Consider the following 20008-nt stretch of genomic DNA (forward strand, 5'->3'; position numbering starts at 1 on the left):
AATTGATTAGAAAACTAAAGCTACAAAATTTAACCAAATCCTTACGGTGATATACAGGTAAAATATATGGTTATTATTCCAAGTAAACAGTTAAAAAGTATAACGGTCACTTTAATCTTTGATATTCTATCTTATTAGATTTTACCGTTGAGAATACCATCAATATCAAGTAATAAGTAATAAGTAATAAGTAATTAGTAATTAGTGATGAGTAAAGAGTATAACTCAAGATCAAATCGTTAAGACAAAATCACTTTAAACTTCGATATTTTACATTCGGTATTCTTACTTCTTGTCGTTGTGACTACCATCCAAAGTGAGGTTACTCCCAAGACCAGGTAGGAAAATCCATTCTGTAATTAAGTTGTGAATACCATCAATATCAAGTAATAAGTAATTAGTGATGAGTATAGAGTGTAACTCAAGATCATCGATATAAAATCACTTTAAACTTTGACATTCTACCTTATTACTTCTTGTCGTTGTGACTACCATCCAAAATGAGGTTACTCCCAACGGAAGAATACCTTCAATTTTCACAAGGACGTTGTGAATACCTTCCAAAGTGAGGTTACTCCCAACAGTATTCAATTTCATTACGGAGATCATAAAGTTGTGAATACCATCCAAAGTGAGGTTACTCCCAACTCAAAAACAGGTACCGATACCTTTAACGTAGTTGTGAATGCCTTCCAAAATGAGACTACTACCAACGGGGGTAGAATCGGTAGATTTTAACACTAGTTGTGAATACCATCAATATCAAGTAATAAGTAATTAGTGATGAGTAAATAGTATAACTCAAGGACAAATCATTAATACAAAATCACTTTAAACTTCGATATTTTACATTCTACATTTTTACTTCTTGTCGTTGCGAATACCATCCAAAGTGAGGTTACTCCCAACACAGTAATTGATATGCACTTAGATTCTTTCGTTGTGAATACCATCCAAAGTGAGGTTACTCCCAACCATGGCATATTATATCAGACAAATCAAAGAGTTGTGAATACCATCCAAAGTGAGGTTACTCCCAACGTAACACTGTTTTTAAAAGGGATAAACCCTTATAAAACCTATGATTTCTATAAAGAATAGGATTAAAAAAACAGTTAGTAACTACTATTCTCATGTTAACAAAGATACATTTTTTCAATCCTAATAAAAACTAAGAAAAGTTATGATTGCTTTAGGGCAATTAATACTAAAAAAATATCCCCTAGATAATCTCTAAGGGATGATGTTTTTTAAGAGACATTAGAGAAACTAACAACATCTTGTAGGGCTTTATCTGTAGCAGAATGGTCAAAATAACGTTGATAACCCATAGTAACATTAATATCAGAATGACGATAAAGTTTTTGTAAACTTCTCATCGATATTTTATTTCCAGCAATAGTACCAAAAGTATGCCTAGCAATATGACAACTGACGTTTTTTTCGATTCCAGCTTTTTTACCAATGATTTTTAGATGATAGTTCATAAGGTTTTTTGTTGATTTGATTTTTTGATATATAGCTTTTTTGTTTTTAGGATCAATTCCTTTAAGGAAAGGAAATATATAATCATCATGGCTTGTCTTTAAAGGCTTAAGATGCTCTAGAATTATAAACGCTTCTTCTGGTATTTGTAAAGAGTCTCTTTTTTGATTTTTACCCATTTCATAATATAAACGACCATCATGAATAACATTCCATTTCATTTTGATAACATCAGAAACACGTATACCTGCTAAATAAAAAGAAAATAGAAAACATTGTTGAGTAAGCCAACGAGTTTTCATATATGGGATTTCAACGGTAGCAAAACGTATTAATTCATCTTCAACTAATCCAATGCGATTAGGAGATTCTCCTTTGATCTTATATTTATACGTTGTACCAAAAGGATAGCAATCTCTAGGAATAACTTTATCTCTAATGGCAATATTGAAGATTTTACGAATGTAAGAAAGATTGGATTTGATGACACTTTTTTTATAATCGTTCATTTCTAAATAAGCTATAAAATCTTTGATAAGTTTTGGTTGAATTTCATGAAAACCTATATCTTCATTTCTAATATATTTTTTGAATCTTTTATTATTACAATCGTTATCAATATGAGTTGCAAATTCTTCTCTTTTTAACAAGGTTTCTACCTGTTCATTAGATACATCAAAAAAAGAAACATTAACGCGATTGTTTTTAACACGTTTAACTAAAGTATCAATATCTAGAACTCTATTTTCGATATTATGCTCGGTGATGATTTTTTGAGCTAAAGCGTGTTTTTGTTTTGCAAGTGAATTTAGATTTTCGGCAAAAGGATGAGAACGGCGAACTTCACTTTTTTTAGCATTCCAGTATTTTTCCTCTAGCCATTCGATATGGATATATTTAGGTTTACCATCTTTGGTAATTCTTAAAGCAAAGGAAAATTGACCATGTTTGTTTTTGTTACTTTTGTACAATAGAATTTTAAGAGTTGCCATAAAATGTTTGTTGTTTGATGAATTATAAAACGGGCAATCTAATATTAAATATCTATTAAAAAAATAATGAAATCACATACATTCTAATGAATTCTTTGAAGTTTCTATAAAGGTGTGTTTCCTTGTTTTATCAGTGTTTAAGCGCTTTTTTGTGTATCTCAATACATATTTATTCTTTTTGCGGCAATGGGAAAAAGAATAAGCTTAATAAGTCTAAAATGTTTTTTGAGTGATAAATGAATAATAATAAATTGGTTAGTTTTGAGTGAAATTCGTTACTTCGACTCCGCGATCGAATTAATCTAAATCAACTATCGATAATCTTAACTCTGTATTCGACATTCATTATTCAACATTCATTGACCAGCTTGTCGATGAATTCTTCTTAAATCAAACTCGTAGCCTGAGTCTGTCGAAGGCTAATCCCATAAAGCAAAAATGCTAGTTTCACAAAAAAGCTAACCAAGCTATTTCTTCAACCATAACTTACTAAATAATTATAAAATAACCCTACGGTAAAAAGACAAAAGATAGGGGGATTGCACGCAGACAAAAAAGTATAAGAACTACGTAGTTTAGTGTATCAAAAATACGGTAGAACGATATCAACATAAACTATACAATGCAGTAAAAAAATAAGATATCATCTATAAGATTAAGAAATCTATTGTTCATCTCATTGATAAAAAAAGGATTATAAAACACTATTACTTAGTAAATATTAATTAATTCTATAATCACACTAAATTATGTCACAAAACAATCCGTTGGTAAAAATTACCAACTCGTTGTCATATGCTATAGATGTATATGATGTGTTTAATCCTGCTACAAATGGAGAAACTAAGCCGTACACTTACACTAAGCTAACAACACTAGCTGCCGGAGAAACTCAAGAGGTACAAACGATTAGATTAGCCTCACAATTGCAAGCGATGTATACAGGAAAAATCACTAAGCTTAATGATTTTTACTTTCATCAGTTTCCTATTAAAATAATGTCGGCAGTGCAATTCTCTTTTGGTACCCCACCACCAATAGAGTATACTGTAGCATCTACAGATGAGGATGCGATGGTACAGTCGTTCTTATTTCACAGATTTGCTATGGCAAACCCTAACTCGGCATTGACCAAGAATTTGTATGCAGCCTTAAAAGAAGGGAGCGTAGATAAAGTAAATCAATTCTTTGCAGGAACAAAAAACTTTAAATCATGTACGCTAAGCTCTTGGAATGCGGTAATGACGTGGTTACAGATGTTTACCTCTGGATGGCAAGGCCCATATTACCTGTATGAAAAAGCACCTAACCCAGCGCCACAAGGATATGTACCCGTATTGGTAGCAACGATGAATATTGTATCTACAGCTACAGAAAATACGGCGATCCTTAAGATGTGTACAGAAGATTCAAAAGGAAATCCAGTCTATGCATCAAACCCACAAACCACAACCATTATCATGAATGGCGACGGTACTATGGTCGATAGCAATCCAGGACAAGACGTATCTGTTAGCCTAACTCCAGTATGGATGAATGTGATCCAGACCAGTATGAAAGATGGCGTACCAGTATCTAGTTATATCTCTGGCCCTACAGTAACAGGTACAATAGCAGGTAAAGAAGTAGTGTCTTCTCAAACAGCGAGACAATTACCAGAAAAGCCAGCAAACAAAAGCAAAGAGTCATCGTTTGATGCAGGATTTAACAAGCTGTGTCAAAGCGTAGGACTGATCGTGGGGTTATTGATGCTAGGAGATTTTGGAAAAAAAATGTTCACATCTGCAAAGGATAAAATCACGTCCAAAAAAGAAAAAGCGAAATCCAAAGAAGAGTTCGAAAAAGAAGAAAAAACTATAGATGCTACACCTAACGAGGATATCGTAAATGAGGCTACAGCCAAAGAATCCACATTTAATAGTGATGCTTCTGATATTGCTAGTAATTATTCTGATATCTCTGAATCCTTACAAGAAAATATAATGACAGAGAGTATGAATAATACCATGACAGATATCCAAAGCGAAATTACAGAGCAATTACAAGATGGATTAACACCTACAACAAATTATGAAGAAGCGGTAAGTGATCTTAATAATTCGTTTACAGATGTACAGCAAAAAATCAATGATGGAGATTTAAGTGCAGCAAATAAAGAAATGAATACTGCCGCAGAAAATATCGAGACCACGATAAAAGAGAACGGTAATAGTATGGAGCAATGGGAAAGTGAATCTCTAGAAAAATCTGCCGATACGGTAAAAAATGCTTCAGAAGAATCTAATTCACTTGACGAAGCTCAAAAAGAATATGATAACGAAATAGAAAACGAAACAAACGATTCTGGTTTTAACGAAGACGGAGATTTTGCAGAAACAGAACCTATAGAATCTTTTGAAGCAGCAGTATAAAAAAATAAATCACACACTTTTAAAACCCAAAACAAATGATTATTACATGGTATACAGATCCATCAAAAGGATCTTTTACAGAAGGGAGTACAAAATTCTCATCATATTATCAGTTTGATACCGTATCACAAAAATTTGTACGCATCCGTTTAGAATTAGGGAGATCACCTTCTTCTTCTGGAGGAGACCAAGGGGATACAGGAGCTTTTTTTAAATCAAAAAGATATGTAGGCTTTAGCAACGACCCTACAGTACGTTCTTCTCAACCAGCAAAATGGAGTATTAATAAAGAAGGACAACTTTGTTTTGATGGCAAAGCTTTGCAAACCACACCTAGCAAAGGATTAAATACATACGATACCTCGTCTAATGTGTTTAACGATTCAACGTTTATTCACAAAGGCAATAAAATAACCGAAGAGCCTAACCTACCAGAAGACATAGCGCCTAAGCATTTGAGTTTGATAGCAAATGATGCCGTGATTAAAGGCGGAGGTGTAAACCTTACCGCTGCAAATGCTAGTGGAACAGATTTGGCTACAGCCTTAAAGACAAAAGTAGGAAGTATCGTAGGTAAAGATTTTAAAGATATTACAGACAATGATTTACTGGCAAAACTTAAAGAACAGATTTCGACCATCAAAACCAACGAAATTCAGCCATCCAAAGCCTCTCTTGATACAGCACTAGAAGACGTAAATAAATTACTTACAGAAATCAAGACACAGATAGAAGAGGGAATGTTGATTCCTAATCAAAATCTAGAAAAGGCAGCACTGGATTTAAATGCAAAAATCGAAGCAGCGCAAAAAGCCTCTACATCTGGCGAGGGAATCAAAGAAGCTATTGCAAATCTTGCCAAGTCAAAAACGGCATTAAATACACAGGTAGAAGCAGTAGAGTCAAAATCGTATGAAGCATTAAAGAATCAAGTAGAACAGTCTGATGCAGCGGTAAAAACAGCACAGGCAGATAGTGAACGATGGGAGAATATCGATACAGAATATGCAAATGCAGAAAAGGCAAAAACGATTAATGAATACGAAGAAAGTATAGGAATTGCAGAAACCGAAACGGTATAAATTAATGTTTAGAAATCAAATTCTATGAGTACTACGTATCCTAAGATTACTATAAAGAACTCATTAAAGAAAGGTATCGTGATTTACGATGCCTTTCAAAATGATGAGCAAGATAAAAGTGTCGCTAATTATTTTGGGACATTGACGGCTATCACCACTGTAGCAGCTGGTGAAGAACATACTTTTACACCTATACATGGGCCTATTTCTACCTATATTATTTTTGATACCGATAACAAACCCATTACGCGAGAGTTTTCGATAGGAATGAGTCCAGAAACGTTTACCATTACTCAAGTAGCAGTTGATGTAATGGATTGTACAGAAGCATTTTTAAAACTCATTCAAGATTCACCTACTAATGCAACGGTAGTACAATTTCAGCGTTTGATACAACATGGTAAAGCATCTGCTCAAGAGGTAAATCAATTTTTTCAAAAAACAGAAGACTATAATACGGTAACGTTTATCTCGTATATGCTGGCTGTAGTAGCACTGGCACGTACCCCTAAAACCATAGATAAACCACCACAAGAACAAGAATATAGTTTAAGTACGCTAGCAACATATATGGGATTTGATTGGCCATCGAGTATACCCGATGTAACCCTTTCTCATGTACATTGCTCAGAAACCAGCGAGGCTGTTAAAGTAGGAGGAGAACTCAACATCAATAATGTCACCTTTGCAGATGGCGTACTAGCACATATACTATCCTTTTTACCAGAACCTACTATTAACTTTGCTATTGAGTTTATTTATAATGATGGCTTGTCTACAGGAGTAACCTGTTTAACCTTTGGGTTAGATGAAATTGAGATTCCGATAACAAAGAATAAAGCCTTTTCTATCGAAAAACCAACCATGCTATTGACCTTAAACCCATTGTTTAAGTTTGTAGTATTTGAGATTAAAGCAACCATCCCGTTTAACATTTTTAATAGCCCTACTATTGACGCAAACATTGCGATGACAATAGACAATGTAGAAGCTGAGATAGGAGTAGAACTCACTGGTAATTCGTCTACGCTATTAACACCACCAGGAATAAAAGGATTGCACTTTGACTCTTTTGGGATAGGTATGGGATTAATCTTTGAACCTGCTGGTTTTGCAATAGGATTAGAAGGAACATTTCATATAGGTAATCAAGGACAAGTAGCATTAACAGACGATAAGTTTGCGATTATATGTGAGATGGAAGATGAGGTGCCTAATCCATTATACCTTGCCTTTTATGTTCCTAAGTTGGATTTAAGCGAAGTGATTACACTGTTTACCAATACAACAGTAGATATAGATATACCTGTGACTTTTGAACAGTTATCCTTCCGTTGGGCAGAAAATCCTATGGAACCTGTAATCCTGCCAGATGGTTCTCTAGCACCTATGGGATATGGTTTTAGTGGATATATGAATGTATTTGGTTTAAAGTTTTATGGCTATCTAGAAATAGATATGAATACTGGGATACATGGAACCATTACCATGAGCAAACTAGCTTTTGGAAATTTATTAACTATATCAGGTGATGGTAAAGGAGTAACTATAAAAGAAATTAATGGTAATGCAGTACCTAATAATACCATCCCGAAAACAGCTGCTGATCAAAAAGCAATAAAAGAAGCCACAACCAAGCAATTGATTACTGCTGGAGGACCAGAAATGACCATAAGTACATCATCATCACCATATTTTACAATGGATGCAAAAATAAGTTTGTTTGATTTGGTAAACGAAAAAATTGATGCATCGATAAGTAATAATGGTATTGCTTTTGAACTGGATTATGGCGCAGTACTACAGACCAAAATGTCTTGTGTGTTAAAAGATTATCATAATTTTTCTGGTAACTTTTCTTATGGTATAGATATCAATGTACCATTACCTACTATAGCAGGATTTAGTTTAGGATCGATTCACCTAGATACAGCTTGTTCAGTAAAGTTTGCAATAAGTACTTCTACAGCAGCAATCAAATTTGCCATACAAGGAGCATTTAAATTTGAAGGGGCACATTTACATTTTGGTCCTTTTGAAGCTGCTATTGATATTAGTAAAATTACAGAGGTAATATCTGCTATAGGAGCATATATAGTGGCTCATGCCAAAGATATTTTTGCCGATTTTATTCAAGAAGCACAAAAATGGGCTGGATATGTTAAAGATGCTGTTATCCATGGCGTAACAGATGTAGCCAAAGGATTAAAAGAAGCCTATAATAAAACAGCTACAGAAACCGCATCGATTATGAACTCGGTAGGATATACGGCAACAGATATAGCTTCGGGTATTGGTAGCGCTTATAACTATTCTGCAACACAAATTGCCAAAGCGATGGAAGCAGGTTTTGGTGCTACAGATCAAGTAGTGGCAGATGCTTTTAAAGGTATAGGCATAGGAGCAAAAGCTACAGCAGAAGCGTTACATGATGTCTTTGAATTAGATCCAAAAGATGTGAAAAATGTAATGATAGCAGCACAATACTCAGAAGATGCAGTAAAAGATGCTTTTGAAAGTATAGGAGGCGCATTTAAAGATGCCGCAGATAAAATATGGGGAGCGGTGAGCCATTGGGATCATTGGTAATACTCCTTATAAAATACTATCCAGTAGTGTGATGCTACTGGATATGTTTTTTGGAAATTAAAAGCATTAAAAATGAAAGAAATAATAGCACCAACCACAACATCTTCTTCTTTTTCTGTTTTACAGCGGCTTTATGATAAGGGGCAAAAACATATCATGGAATGGTCTATACAGTTAACTGCCGAGACCGTGCAAGTGCGATATAAGCCTACTGTATATGTATATCCTAGACCTGATTTAAAAGTATATCAAAGTGTATACAATTGTTTACAAGAACTCCAGTGTCCAGAATCAATACTAGCACTACAACAAACAACTCATAAAACAGCCATGTATCAAGGTTTGAGAATACCAGAAGAATCCCATATACCTAAATGTTTGTTTATTCATGAAACAGAGCAAAACTTTATTCATGCTTATCGCTGGCAAACCAAAACAAGTTATGATCAATGTTATTATCACTATCAAAATACAGGGAAAATAGCAGCAAATACCACACGTATTCATAAAACATTGCAGCCATTTTTAAAAGCTATAACGACAGGAGAGGAATTTTATAAGTTTTATGGGATATGGACTCAAGAATTTGAAGGACAGAAGAAAGAAGTATACCTTTCGTTTCCATCACGACCACAATTTAAATGGGTATTACAGGCTATACAACCATTAGTATGTAAAACTGTATATGAACAATTAAAAACATTTGCTCAATTACCGTTTAAAAATATAGGATTTGATACCGTAGTACATCAAGAAAATCCCGTGATGACGATTTATTTTACATATATCCTTGATAAGACATTTCCTGCTAATTATAAAGAAATGCAGCAGTTGAGTTATGATCCCATAGAGGTAATATAGTTTTTGGGTTATTCTTAATTCGATTTTTATCGAAAGTCGGAATATGTATTACGATAGATATGACAATTTCTTTTGTTTAGTTTTCTTTAGATAAACTGTTTAACGAAAACTAATCAACTCATTACTAATCACTCGTCACTTAATAAAAAAACTTAAAACTTTAGTTTACTAAACAAATCCCATAAGACTACACCAGCACTTACAGAAATGTTAAGAGAATGTTTTGTACCGTATTGGGGGATTTCGATTACCGCATCACTTGAAGAAACAATAGCTTGTTGAACCCCTTTAACTTCGTTACCAAAAACTACAGCATAAGTAGTATCTGGTTGAGGTTTAAGGTCTTGAAGCATTACGGCATCTTCGGCTTGCTCGATAGCAAGAACTTGAACTCCGTCTTTTTGTAATGCATCAACGAGTGCAATGCTATCTTCTACATGTTCCCATACAACAGTATCGGTTGCACCTAACGCAGTTTTCTGGATATCTTTATGAGGCGGTGTCGCAGTGATACCACAGAGGTATATTTTCTGGATTAGAAAAGCATCAGAAGTACGAAATACAGAACCTATATTATTAAGACTTCTAATATTATCAAGAATCACAATGATAGGCGTTTTGGCAGTAGCCTTAAATTCGTCTACCGTAATACGATTAAGTTCGCTATTCTTTAATTTTCTGTTCTTATCCATAGCCGCAAAAATATAAAAACTATTGAGTAGGACTATAGTTTTTTTGAGATCAAGACTAATTGTTGTGTTTTTGTATAAGTGACGAGTGATTAGCGATGAGAGATGAGTGAGATTGAATCTATAATTTAAAAGGTTTTTTGTTGTGAAATTGGTTAGTTAGGTAGTTTTTGAGTGCTGTCATCTCGACAAGCTCGATGACCAGACAAGCTCGATGACCAGACAAGCTCCATGACCAGACAAGCCCTGTGATAAGTATAAATCTAAAATTAAAACTCGTTAAGCTACATTCGATATTCATTAGTTATCAATTGGTCTATCGAAAGTATAGCGTAAAATTTGAAATGAGATAAGGCGATGACTAAAAGAACTCTTAAACAATTTCAAAAACGGAAATAGAATGATTATTTTAGCAGCTGATAAAAAATTGATTACCATTGACTGCAAAAAAAGCTAAAAAAGCAAAGAAGGAAACCCCATTAATGAAGCAATACAATAGCATCAAAGCCAAATATCCAGATGCATTGCTACTATTTAGGGTAGGAGATTTTTATGAAACTTTTGGACAAGATGCAATAAAGACAGCAGAGATTCTCAATATCATTTTGACCAAAAAAGGAGCAGGAACAGAAGGAGAAACAGAACTAGCAGGTTTTCCGCATCACTCCTTAAATACTTATTTGCCTAAGCTTGTTAAAGCAGGAGAACGTGTAGCGATTTGTGATCAATTAGAAGATCCTAAACAAACCAAAACTATCGTAAAGCGAGGTGTAACAGAATTGGTAACACCAGGAGTTGCACTTAATGATGAGGTACTACAAAGTAAGAATAACAATTTTTTATGCGCAGTACATTATGGAAAGAAACAATTGGGTGTGGCTTTTCTAGACGTGTCTACGGGAGAGTTCTTAACAACTCAAGGAGACGAAGCTTATATCGATAAGTTATTACAAAATTTCGCGCCAAGCGAAATCTTAATTGTTAAGCAAAAGAAACAAACGTTTTTTAAAGATTTTGGAGAAGATTTTCATACGTTTTTTCTTGAAGATTGGGTGTTTAAAGCAGATTATGCAGAGGAGACTTTAAATACACACTTTGAGACGAGTTCGCTTAAAGGATTTGGGATAGCACACCTACAAGAAGGAATCATTGCTGCAGGAGTAGTGTTACATTATTTGGGCGAAACACAACACCATAAACTACAACACATCACTCGTATTAATCGCATTGCAGAGGATGAATATATCTGGATGGATCGTTTTACGATTCGTAACCTAGAATTATATCACTCGGTATCTAATAATGCAGTAACTTTATTAGACGTGATTGATAAAACGATTTCGCCTATGGGAGGTCGTTTGCTTAAAAGATGGTTAGCATTACCTTTAAAAAATGCTGTAAGCATACATAAGCGACACGAGGTGGTACAGTACTTTTTGGATAATACAGGATTGCATCAAGAAGTACAGCAGCACATCAAGCAGATAGGGGATTTAGAACGTTTAATTTCTAAAGTAGCTACAGGAAAAGTAAACCCTAGAGAAGTGATACAATTAAAAAACTCTCTAGAAGCGATAGTACCTATTAAAGCAGCAGCATTACAAAGTGGTAATGAAGCCTTAAAAATAATAGGAGATACACTACATGATTGTGAGTTGTTACGTCAAAAAATTACAGCTACACTTAATGAAGAAGCTCCAGTTAATATCCTTAAAGGAAATAGTATTGCAAGCGGTGTTATAGAAGAACTAGATGAATTGCGTTCGATAGCTTTTTCTGGGAAAGATTACTTAGATAAGATGCTAGAACGAGAAATGGAAGAAACAGGAATTACATCACTTAAAATAGCATCTAATAATGTATTTGGATACTATATAGAAGTACGTAATACACATAAAGATAAAGTACCCGATACATGGATTCGTAAACAAACTCTAGTAAGTGCAGAACGCTATATCACCGAAGAGTTAAAAGAATACGAAGCTAAGATTCTAGGAGCAGAAGAAAAAATACTGATACTAGAGCAGCAAATCTTTGCTGATTTAATTACATGGATGAACGAATATATCCAACCAGTACAGCTTAATGCAGGATTGATAGGGCAGCTAGATTGTTTAGGATCGTTTGCACAACTAGCGGTAGAAAATCGCTATGTACGACCAGTAATTGAAGAGAGTTATGACTTAGAAATTAAAAATGGTCGCCATCCTGTAATCGAAAAACAGTTGCCTATAGGAGAAGAATACATCGCAAACGATGTTTTTTTGGATAGAGATCGCCAACAGATGATTATGATCACAGGACCTAATATGAGTGGTAAATCGGCGATACTAAGACAAACAGCTTTGATTGTATTGCTAGCGCAAATGGGATGTTTTGTTCCAGCCGATAGTGCTAGAGTGGGTATTGTAGATAAGATTTTTACACGTGTAGGAGCGAGTGATAATATCTCTATGGGAGAATCAACCTTTATGGTCGAGATGAATGAAACGGCAAGTATCTTGAATAATATCTCTGATCGAAGTCTGGTTTTACTAGATGAAATAGGTAGAGGAACGAGTACGTATGATGGGATTTCGATAGCATGGGCAATAAGTGAATTTTTGCATGAACATCCTACAAGACCTAAAACACTATTTGCAACGCACTATCATGAATTAAATGAGATGTGTGAAACCTTTGGGCGAATCAAGAATTATAATGTAGCGGTAAAAGAACTTAAAGATACCGTATTATTCTTGCGTAAGTTAGTTCCAGGAGGAAGTGAACACAGTTTTGGGATTCATGTAGCAAAGATGGCAGGAATGCCACAGCAAGTAATACATCGCGCAAATAAGATGTTAAAGAAGTTAGAAAAATCACATAGTAGTGACGAACTAGCCGAAAAGATAAAAGATGTACAAGAAGATGACGAAATGCAATTGAGTTTCTTCAATCTTGATGATCCTTTATTAGAAGAAATCAAAGAAGAAATACTACATACAGACATAGATACCTTAACTCCAGTAGAAGCATTGATGAAATTAAATGAGATTAAACGTATGTTAATCAGGAAGAAAGGGGTTAAAGCGTAAATTTTTTTAATTTTTTTCTTGAAAAAGCTTTGTAGAACGTAGAAATGTTCTATCTTTGCATCCGCAATCACGATTGCTCGTTCATACAAAGAATGCGAAAGTAGCTCAGGGGTAGAGCATCACCTTGCCAAGGTGAGGGTCGCGGGTTCAAATCCCGTCTTTCGCTCTGAGTACGCACTAACACGCTGAAGTGGTGGAATTGGTAGACACGTTGGACTTAAAATCCAATGACCATTTAGGTCGTGCGGGTTCAAGTCCCGCCTTCAGTACTGAAAGGGAAAGATCATTAGAGATAGGATCTTTCCCTTTTTTATTTTCACTAGTATTCTTTGAGATTGAGGGAATTAGCATAAATAAAGAGTTCACTCTTAAGGTTCGATAACAGTCATTTTCATAATCAAATAGAATACCTTCAGGAAATACAATATGTTGAATAGTTTTTTTAAGCGGTAGATTTCCTAACTCCCACGTTTTTGACAAGTTAAGAGACATATGTAAAGCTATATTAATCGATTTGTTAAGGTTCGATAAATTAACAGGTTTTTTAGCAGCAGCAATATGTAATTCCTCAATTTGTGAATCCAAACGAGATTTAAATTTATCAAATTGTTCTCTTGAAATTTCTTCAAAAACATAACGTTCTTCAAGACGATCAATCTTTTGTTGTAGCTCTAGAATTTTGTTTTGTCCTTTTTCAGCTTGCTCAATTTCATATTGAAATTCTTGTACAAAAGCATTTTTAATAATTTCACGATAAGGAACAATTAAACGCTTATCAGCTAATTGATATTTTTGAAGCTCAGCAATAAATTTTTGATGCATGATTTTGGCACTGCGATTTTCCTTACTACCACGACGATTATTTTTATAATAATACAATCCTTTTTTCTTCACGAGATAGCCTGTGTAATTCGTACCACAAGAAGCAGCCTTTATAAACTGTTTAAGCGGCAGATTTTCATCATCACCATGATGTGATACTCCATAGTTACCATTACGGTTAACAATCTTATTAACGCGAAGAAAAAGCGATTTAGAAACTAGGGGAGGATGTTTTCCTTCAATTACCTCATTTGGGAGGTGAGAAGAAACAATTAAGCCACAATAAAAAGGATTCCTAAGAATGACTCCAATGCGTTTAGGAGTTAATTCAAGCCCTTTTTCTTTTAACTGTCTAGAGATTTCAGCCATGGATAAATCAAGATTAGCCTTTAGCTCAAAAGCAATTTTTAGTAATTCACCATCCTCATTAATTACAATGTTTTGTTCTTTGTGCTTTCCAGCTCCTAAATTGGTATAGCCAATAGGGACATTACCCATCCAATAGCCTCTGCGAAGTTTTTCCTTAATCCCAGTAACAATTTTATCACGACGAAGCTCATTATCAAATTGACTAAAGATATAATATAGATTTTGTTGAAAAGCTCCAGCAGAAGTAGAGGTGTCAACTTCTTGAGTAGCAGAAAGGGTTTTAATTCCTTGTTTCTTTAACTGTTCACTGATAGAAGCTCCATTAGCTCCAGTACGAGAAAAACGATCATAAGAATAGACAATGATATAGGCGACATTTTTATGCCGTTTTACATAGGAAAGCATTCGTTGAAACTCCACACGTTCATCACTACGAGCAGACTCATAAGTACCACCAAAATATTCAACTATAGTATACCCTTTGCGTTTGGCAAAGAGTTCACAATATTTACGCTGAGTATCTAAACTAGCGTTATTATCAGCTTGTTCTTTAGTAGAGACTCTAGTATAGATCACTGCATTGGTATTAGAGCGCATTTGATCATGAGTACTCGTTTTTGCAAATTGTTTAAAAATAGATAAATCGTTCATAAAGAAGTGTTGTAATAATTAAGCAGAAATAAAGATTAAGTGTCACGTAAACTACTGACAATAGCCTTAGCAATAGTTTCCATTTGATGAATTAACTCTTGAGCTTGTTGATTAGAATAATGTTCTAAACCTTCAAAACTTTTTAAACGTTTAGGAGTCATAGGCTCAACAGGATTAAAAATATTAAAATTATTTAAGTCATTGGTACATTTTTTAGATGACATAAAAAGAAAGAAGTGCTTAGCAATCAGAGGTCTTACTGAGGGATAAGCGATTTTCACTGTAAACACAGGTCTTAGTGTTTAAAAATATATAAAAATGAAAATTATCAAGAATAAAACAGATTAAGTTTTTGTATTGATAATATCATTTAACTTATGAAACATTTCTCCTTGCATGCGATACGCATTTTGGAGTTCGACTTGTTGGGCATTGCATTTGGCTGTCAAAGCTTCCATTTGTTTGCGGAGATTAGCTTTTTCAGTAATTTGCTGTACAATAAGTCCGAGAATGGTCGTATTAGAATCTGATAACTCAGTTGAGAGTTCACGACCAAAAACAAGTTTTTCATTAGCAAGAAGATAAGCATAGACTTCTTGTTTGATATCAAGAGCCATATCTTGATGTTGCTCCATGAATTTATCGATAAGTTTAAGAACTTGATCTCTTCTTAAAATAGCTTCAACTTCAGGCGCAATAACTTCTTCGGCAGAAAAAGAGACATCTTCTTTAAAGAAATAATTTGCATCCAGGTTATAGTTCTGAATAAAATGAGCTAAAGACTTTAAAGGAACACCGCTAGATTTCTTTTGCATTAAAGAGATAAAGATTCTATTGGTGGGATTAAGTTCAATAGCGAGCCCATTAAGACTATGAGGTTCTTTTCCCTCTTTTCTATTATGAGCAATAACATATTTAGCAGCCTCTAAGAAACGTTCATAGACGCGTACAAGCGTAGGGTCATCCCAATTTTTCATTTTTAGACGATTCAATTGAACATGATTTTGATATAACAATGATAGTTAAAAAATAACAAAAAATGAAAAGATTGTCTTTTAAATTGATTTTTTAATTATTTTTGAAGTTGTAAATACAAAAGACTTACGATCTCTAATCGATGATCAATTACTTTCCCAAAAATCGATAGTAAGTCTAAACTATGCCCAAAAAGGGTATAGCCTGATATATGTTCAATTGAAAAACACAGCAATAAAATGGAAAAGCAAAAAATAGAAAGAAAACCTGTTGCATCTAATTTTAAAGAACTAAAAAAGAAATTAGATAAATACAGATCTCTGAAATTAAAAAAACGTCCAACAACGATCTATAGAGCCTCACTAGAATCTTAAAATACAATACTATGTATTATTTGAATTATACCCATACGCTAAGAGCGTTAGATGGTTATGTTGCGGTGCATAATAAAGAAAAGACGAATTACAAGGAAAGAGTGCGACCAGCAATGGTCGCAACAGCACAACAGTTATTAAAAATCTATGGAATAGCCCTAGCTAAAGCCTATAAAAGAAAGGCGTTTACCAAAGAGGAATTACCAGCACTACGTACCAATAATGTGCAATTAGCAAAACTGACACATGCCAGTACACGAACTGTACAAAGACACCTAGTGCGATTACAAGCAGCAGGAATCATAACCAAAAAGAAATGGAATGGATCAAAAGCACCATTTGAGCTATGGTTTACGGCTAAAGTATTGTCCTTAAAACTACCAGAAATGCCAGCAGCAGTAACAGCAGCTACACTATTAGATAAAGAAACGGTTGTTAATAACCCTGTGGAAAAGCCTGTTAATAAGCTAAAAAACGAAGTAGATTACAACTTTTTGTCGTATACTGATAATCAGTGTTTTAAAAATAAAAATACGACAATAGGTCGCCATACAGATACTAGTAACACTACTAGTAACATAAATAACAGAATAATAAGGGTTAATAAGTTATTAACCCCCATAGAGAAAATTCAAAATTTAAGTAAAAGGTTAACAGGATACACAGGACAAGAGCGGACTCCGTTACCGCTACGACCTAGTTTGCGAACAGGATACACAACTGGAAACACACAAGAAAAAGCCCTGCAAAAAAACAAAGTACAGGAAAAAGTTGTCTCGTGGGAGGATAAGCCGTCAGAACAGGACAAAAAAATAGAAAGGCAAACTGCCCGCGAGTCACTCCTGCAAAGCTATGCTGAGAAATTATGGGAGGAGGCAAAAAAGAAACTCTACAGAAAGACGCATTTGAGCATGACCCAAGAAGAAATCGCAAAAGAACTCCTGTATGAGTGGTATGCTCCAGTCTCTAATGAAAAATTAGCACAGGTACATGGGGTCTATACCAAACGGATAGAGCTAGTTAGACGATATGTGAATCTAGCCCCTGATGTGCGATATGTACAATTACCCTATTTGTTTTTTGATCCAGAAAATCCAAATGGATTTACACGAACAAAAACATGGGTACATCAAGATTCGGCATATCAAAAGCGCAAACGCATCCAACGGAAATTCTTTGCTATACTGAATTATTTCAAGAGTAATGAAACAGCAGAAAGTAGCAAAGCTATTCCACGATTAGAATGCTTTAAACGCTGTGAAGCAGCTATAAAAACACTAAAGCGACCAGAATTATTACAGGAGTTTTATAAAATCTCGTATCAAATAGTACAACCCGAATCTTCATAAAAAGAAAAACCTCTAATGACAATGTTAGAGGTTAATTCTTTAAATATAACAGTAATTCAAACAATACCCTGGTTAATTTGAGATTATGTGGAAATTTTTGAATGGTGTATTTTAATAAAAACTTCTCGAAACAAAAGTAATCAAGGAGACTATCAGGTAGCTAAACCTGATGTTATTTAAAAGTTATATTGTGGTAAAACCATAATTTATAAGATAATGCAATAGTTTTTGTTGTTAAAAAACATATAAAAAATTATTTGATGTTAAAATAAATAAATGATATTTCATATCTTTGAAAAACTAAAGATGATCTCTAACCATAGACTAAGACCTGTGTATGGAGTCTAATTAAGAATTTTTATAGTACAAAAAACGTTATAAGACCTTAACGCAATATAAAAAGTAATTAGCATGATTGGAGGAAAATAAACAACTAAGACCTGTTGTTGTTTTCTTTGTGAAAGCTTCACAAATTAATCTTATCTAAAGTAAAGAAGACGCTAAGTCCTGCGCTTCCTACTTCCAAAAAATAGAGTTATAAATGCACTTTTTTTAAGAGCCAATATTATTATGCCTTGTAGAAGGGAAAGCTACAAGAAGTATATTCATATACAGGAACTTTAAGAAATGGTCATAAGAACATCAATGTATTATTTATAAGTTGATGATGTTTTCATAGTTGTTTAGTGCGCACATCAACTATGAGAATATAAAATCATTTATAGATAAGCTATAAACTAAAAAGAATTTAATGGTAGAGTAGAAGGGGAAGTCTTGCTATTACTGGTTCGGGAGAGATTGGTTCTTTTCCCGAAAAAGTTGCTATTATTTCTGAGGAGAAAATTCTATAGAGCTGGGAAAAAGTAGAGGATCTTCGGGAAGCCTTGTTATTACTGGTTCGGGAGAGATTGATACTTTTCCTGAAAAAGTTGCTATTATTTCTGGGGAAGAAAATTCCCTAGAGCTGGGGAAAAGTAGAGAATCTTCGGAAAGCCTTGCTATTACAGGTTCGGGAGAGGTTGGAACTTTTTCCGAAAAAGTTGGTGCTATTTCTGGGGAAGAAAAATCCCTAGAGCTGGGGAAAAGTAGAGAATCTTCGGGAAGCCTTGTTATTACTGATCGCGGAAGAATTGACACTTTTCCCGAAAAAGTTGCTATTATTTCTGAGGAGAAAATTCCCTAGAGCTGGGGAAAAGTAGAGAATCTTCGGGAAGCCTTGATATTACTGGTTCGGGAGAGATTGACATTTTTCCCGAAAAAGTTGATGCTATTTCTGGGGAAGAAAATTTACTAAAGCTGGAGAAAAGTGAAGCATCATTGGAAAGCCATGTTATTACTGGTTCGGGAGAGGTTGGAACTTTTCCAAAAAAGTTGATGCTATCTCTGAGGCAGAAAATTTCTTAGAGCTGGAAAAAAGTACTGATTCTTTGGAAAGCCTTGCTATTACTGGTTCGGAAGAGGTTGGTGTTTTTCCCGAAAAAGTTGGTGCTATTTCTGGGGAAGAAAAATCCCTAGAGCTGGGGAAAAGTAGAGATTCTTCGGGAAACCTTACTATTACTGGTTCGGAAGAGATTGCTACTTGTCCCAAAAAAGTTGCTGTTATTTCTGGGGAAGAAAATTCCCTAGAGCTGGGGAAAAGTGAAGCATCTTTGAAAAGCCACGTTATTACTGGTTCGGGAGAGATTGACACTTTTTCTGTAAAAGTTGATGCTACCTCTAGGGAAGAAAATTCCCTAGAGCTGGGGAAAAGTACAGATTCTTTGGAAAGCCTTGTTATTACTGGTTCGGAAGAGATTGCTACTTTTTCCGAAAAAGTAATGATACTCTTCAGGAGAATTTTTGAACTGAAATAGTTTAAGCCTCAAAAAATACAGTCGATATTGTAAAGAAAGATATTCTCAATTCTAGAAAATCATGTTATTTTTTAAATGTAAACCATAAAATAAATATGCTTAAACCATAGTTGTATTTCATTTGTACTTAGATGTCAATCCATTGTAAAATACCTTAGTTTTTAGTCATAAAAAAAGATGTAATACGTGTAATGTTACATCGACTAACGATTCGCTAAGAAAAAGAAATTAACCGTTAGTTTATCTAATCATTATAAACTAACATAAACAATACAACAGTTTCATAATATACTGTTCGTTTTTTGATTGATGAATGAGCCTCTAGTATCCCTCACTAGAGGTCTTCATTTTTTATAGGGTAATAGCATGGCATGAATACTTCTTTGTTTTGGTTAAAGAATAAGAGACGAGTAGAGCATTCGTATTTTGCTT

Annotated in this window: 13 protein-coding genes, 2 tRNA genes and 1 pseudogene; 11 read left to right on the forward strand and 5 right to left on the reverse strand. The window is 34.3% G+C overall.

Features of this window, described 5'->3' with window-relative positions:
- Window positions 1-549: 549 nt before the first annotated feature.
- Window positions 550-738, forward strand: a complete 189-nt coding sequence (locus ACYEKI_RS18660; RefSeq protein WP_459212732.1) for a hypothetical protein — start codon at window positions 550-552, stop codon at window positions 736-738.
- 512 nt (window positions 739-1250) lie between these two features.
- Here ACYEKI_RS18660 and ACYEKI_RS18665 read toward each other — a convergent pair.
- Window positions 1251-2477 carry a tyrosine-type recombinase/integrase gene (locus ACYEKI_RS18665; RefSeq protein ID WP_459212733.1) on the reverse strand — a complete coding sequence of 409 codons (1227 nt, stop codon included), beginning with the start codon at window positions 2475-2477 and terminating at the stop codon, window positions 1251-1253.
- Between the two features lie 749 nt (window positions 2478-3226).
- On the opposite strand from ACYEKI_RS18665, the gene ACYEKI_RS18670 reads away from it, so the two are divergent.
- The 4 genes from ACYEKI_RS18670 to ACYEKI_RS18685 all read left to right on the forward strand — a co-directional run bounded on the left by ACYEKI_RS18670 (window position 3227) and on the right by ACYEKI_RS18685 (window position 9420).
- Window positions 3227-4888 (forward strand): hypothetical protein, encoded by a 1662-nt coding sequence (locus tag ACYEKI_RS18670; RefSeq protein ID WP_459212734.1) that lies wholly within the window; start codon window positions 3227-3229, stop codon window positions 4886-4888.
- Between the two features lie 35 nt (window positions 4889-4923).
- Entirely contained in the window at window positions 4924-5970 is a 1047-nt protein-coding gene (locus ACYEKI_RS18675; RefSeq protein ID WP_459212735.1) for a hypothetical protein, read from the forward strand.
- A 24-nt stretch (window positions 5971-5994) separates the two neighbouring features.
- On the forward strand, window positions 5995-8559 hold the full coding sequence (locus ACYEKI_RS18680; RefSeq protein WP_459212736.1) for a hypothetical protein: 2565 nt from the start codon (window positions 5995-5997) through the stop codon (window positions 8557-8559).
- 72 nt (window positions 8560-8631) lie between these two features.
- On the forward strand, window positions 8632-9420 hold the full coding sequence (locus ACYEKI_RS18685) for a hypothetical protein (RefSeq protein WP_459212737.1): 789 nt from the start codon (window positions 8632-8634) through the stop codon (window positions 9418-9420).
- A 152-nt stretch (window positions 9421-9572) separates the two neighbouring features.
- On the opposite strand, the gene ACYEKI_RS18690 is transcribed toward ACYEKI_RS18685, so the two are convergent.
- A complete protein-coding gene (locus ACYEKI_RS18690; protein ID WP_459212738.1) occupies window positions 9573-10112 on the reverse strand; it encodes an RNA methyltransferase in 540 nt (179 codons plus the stop codon).
- A gap of 479 nt (window positions 10113-10591) precedes the next feature.
- Here ACYEKI_RS18690 and mutS point away from each other — a divergent pair, with 479 nt between their 5' ends.
- The 3 genes from mutS to ACYEKI_RS18705 all read left to right on the forward strand — a co-directional run bounded on the left by mutS (window position 10592) and on the right by ACYEKI_RS18705 (window position 13452).
- On the forward strand, window positions 10592-13183 hold the full coding sequence (gene mutS / locus ACYEKI_RS18695; protein WP_459212774.1) for a DNA mismatch repair protein MutS: 2592 nt from the start codon (window positions 10592-10594) through the stop codon (window positions 13181-13183).
- Window positions 13184-13277: 94 nt separating this feature from the next.
- Window positions 13278-13349: transfer RNA gene (locus ACYEKI_RS18700), tRNA-Gly, on the forward strand.
- Window positions 13350-13367: 18 nt separating this feature from the next.
- Window positions 13368-13452 (forward strand) — tRNA-Leu (locus ACYEKI_RS18705).
- A gap of 736 nt (window positions 13453-14188) precedes the next feature.
- On the opposite strand, the pseudogene ACYEKI_RS18710 reads toward ACYEKI_RS18705, so the two are convergent.
- The 3 genes and pseudogenes from ACYEKI_RS18710 to ACYEKI_RS18720 all read right to left on the reverse strand — a co-directional run.
- Window positions 14189-15025: pseudogene (locus ACYEKI_RS18710) on the reverse strand (recombinase family protein); the annotation flags it as partial.
- Window positions 15026-15060: 35 nt separating this feature from the next.
- On the reverse strand, window positions 15061-15249 hold the full coding sequence (locus tag ACYEKI_RS18715) for a hypothetical protein (protein WP_459212739.1): 189 nt from the start codon (window positions 15247-15249) through the stop codon (window positions 15061-15063).
- Window positions 15250-15369: 120 nt separating this feature from the next.
- Complete coding sequence (locus ACYEKI_RS18720; RefSeq protein WP_459212740.1) at window positions 15370-16002, reverse strand: hypothetical protein; 633 nt, start codon at window positions 16000-16002, stop codon at window positions 15370-15372.
- A 237-nt stretch (window positions 16003-16239) separates the two neighbouring features.
- Between ACYEKI_RS18720 and ACYEKI_RS18725 the strand changes: the two genes are divergently transcribed.
- The 3 genes from ACYEKI_RS18725 (at window position 16240) to ACYEKI_RS18735 (ending at window position 19576) form a co-directional block, all read left to right on the forward strand.
- Window positions 16240-16374 carry a hypothetical protein gene (locus tag ACYEKI_RS18725; protein ID WP_459212741.1) on the forward strand — a complete coding sequence of 45 codons (135 nt, stop codon included), beginning with the start codon at window positions 16240-16242 and terminating at the stop codon, window positions 16372-16374.
- Window positions 16375-16385: 11 nt separating this feature from the next.
- Entirely contained in the window at window positions 16386-17723 is a 1338-nt protein-coding gene (locus tag ACYEKI_RS18730; protein WP_459212742.1) for a hypothetical protein, read from the forward strand.
- Window positions 17724-19150: 1427 nt separating this feature from the next.
- Window positions 19151-19576, forward strand: coding sequence for a hypothetical protein (locus ACYEKI_RS18735; protein ID WP_459212743.1), 426 nt, complete (start codon window positions 19151-19153; stop codon window positions 19574-19576).
- Window positions 19577-20008: the final 432 nt, after the last annotated feature.

Source organism: Aquimarina rhabdastrellae (genome assembly GCA_947387485.1).
Taxonomy (GTDB): domain Bacteria; phylum Bacteroidota; class Bacteroidia; order Flavobacteriales; family Flavobacteriaceae; genus Aquimarina.

What these genes read in the sequence shown, in the direction of transcription:
- ACYEKI_RS18720 (WP_459212740.1), bottom strand. Translation starts at nt 16,002, where the DNA reads ATGAAAAATTGGGATGACCCTACGCTTGTACGCGTCTATGAACGTTTC.
- ACYEKI_RS18730 (WP_459212742.1), top strand. Translation starts at nt 16,386, where the DNA reads ATGTATTATTTGAATTATACCCATACGCTAAGAGCGTTAGATGGTTAT.
- ACYEKI_RS18690 (WP_459212738.1), bottom strand. Translation starts at nt 10,112, where the DNA reads ATGGATAAGAACAGAAAATTAAAGAATAGCGAACTTAATCGTATTACG.
- ACYEKI_RS18715 (WP_459212739.1), bottom strand. Translation starts at nt 15,249, where the DNA reads ATGTCATCTAAAAAATGTACCAATGACTTAAATAATTTTAATATTTTT.
- ACYEKI_RS18685 (WP_459212737.1), top strand. Translation starts at nt 8,632, where the DNA reads ATGAAAGAAATAATAGCACCAACCACAACATCTTCTTCTTTTTCTGTT.
- ACYEKI_RS18675 (WP_459212735.1), top strand. Translation starts at nt 4,924, where the DNA reads ATGATTATTACATGGTATACAGATCCATCAAAAGGATCTTTTACAGAA.
- ACYEKI_RS18670 (WP_459212734.1), top strand. Translation starts at nt 3,227, where the DNA reads ATGTCACAAAACAATCCGTTGGTAAAAATTACCAACTCGTTGTCATAT.
- ACYEKI_RS18725 (WP_459212741.1), top strand. Translation starts at nt 16,240, where the DNA reads ATGGAAAAGCAAAAAATAGAAAGAAAACCTGTTGCATCTAATTTTAAA.
- ACYEKI_RS18665 (WP_459212733.1), bottom strand. Translation starts at nt 2,477, where the DNA reads ATGGCAACTCTTAAAATTCTATTGTACAAAAGTAACAAAAACAAACAT.
- ACYEKI_RS18680 (WP_459212736.1), top strand. Translation starts at nt 5,995, where the DNA reads ATGAGTACTACGTATCCTAAGATTACTATAAAGAACTCATTAAAGAAA.
- mutS (WP_459212774.1), top strand. Translation starts at nt 10,592, where the DNA reads ATGAAGCAATACAATAGCATCAAAGCCAAATATCCAGATGCATTGCTA.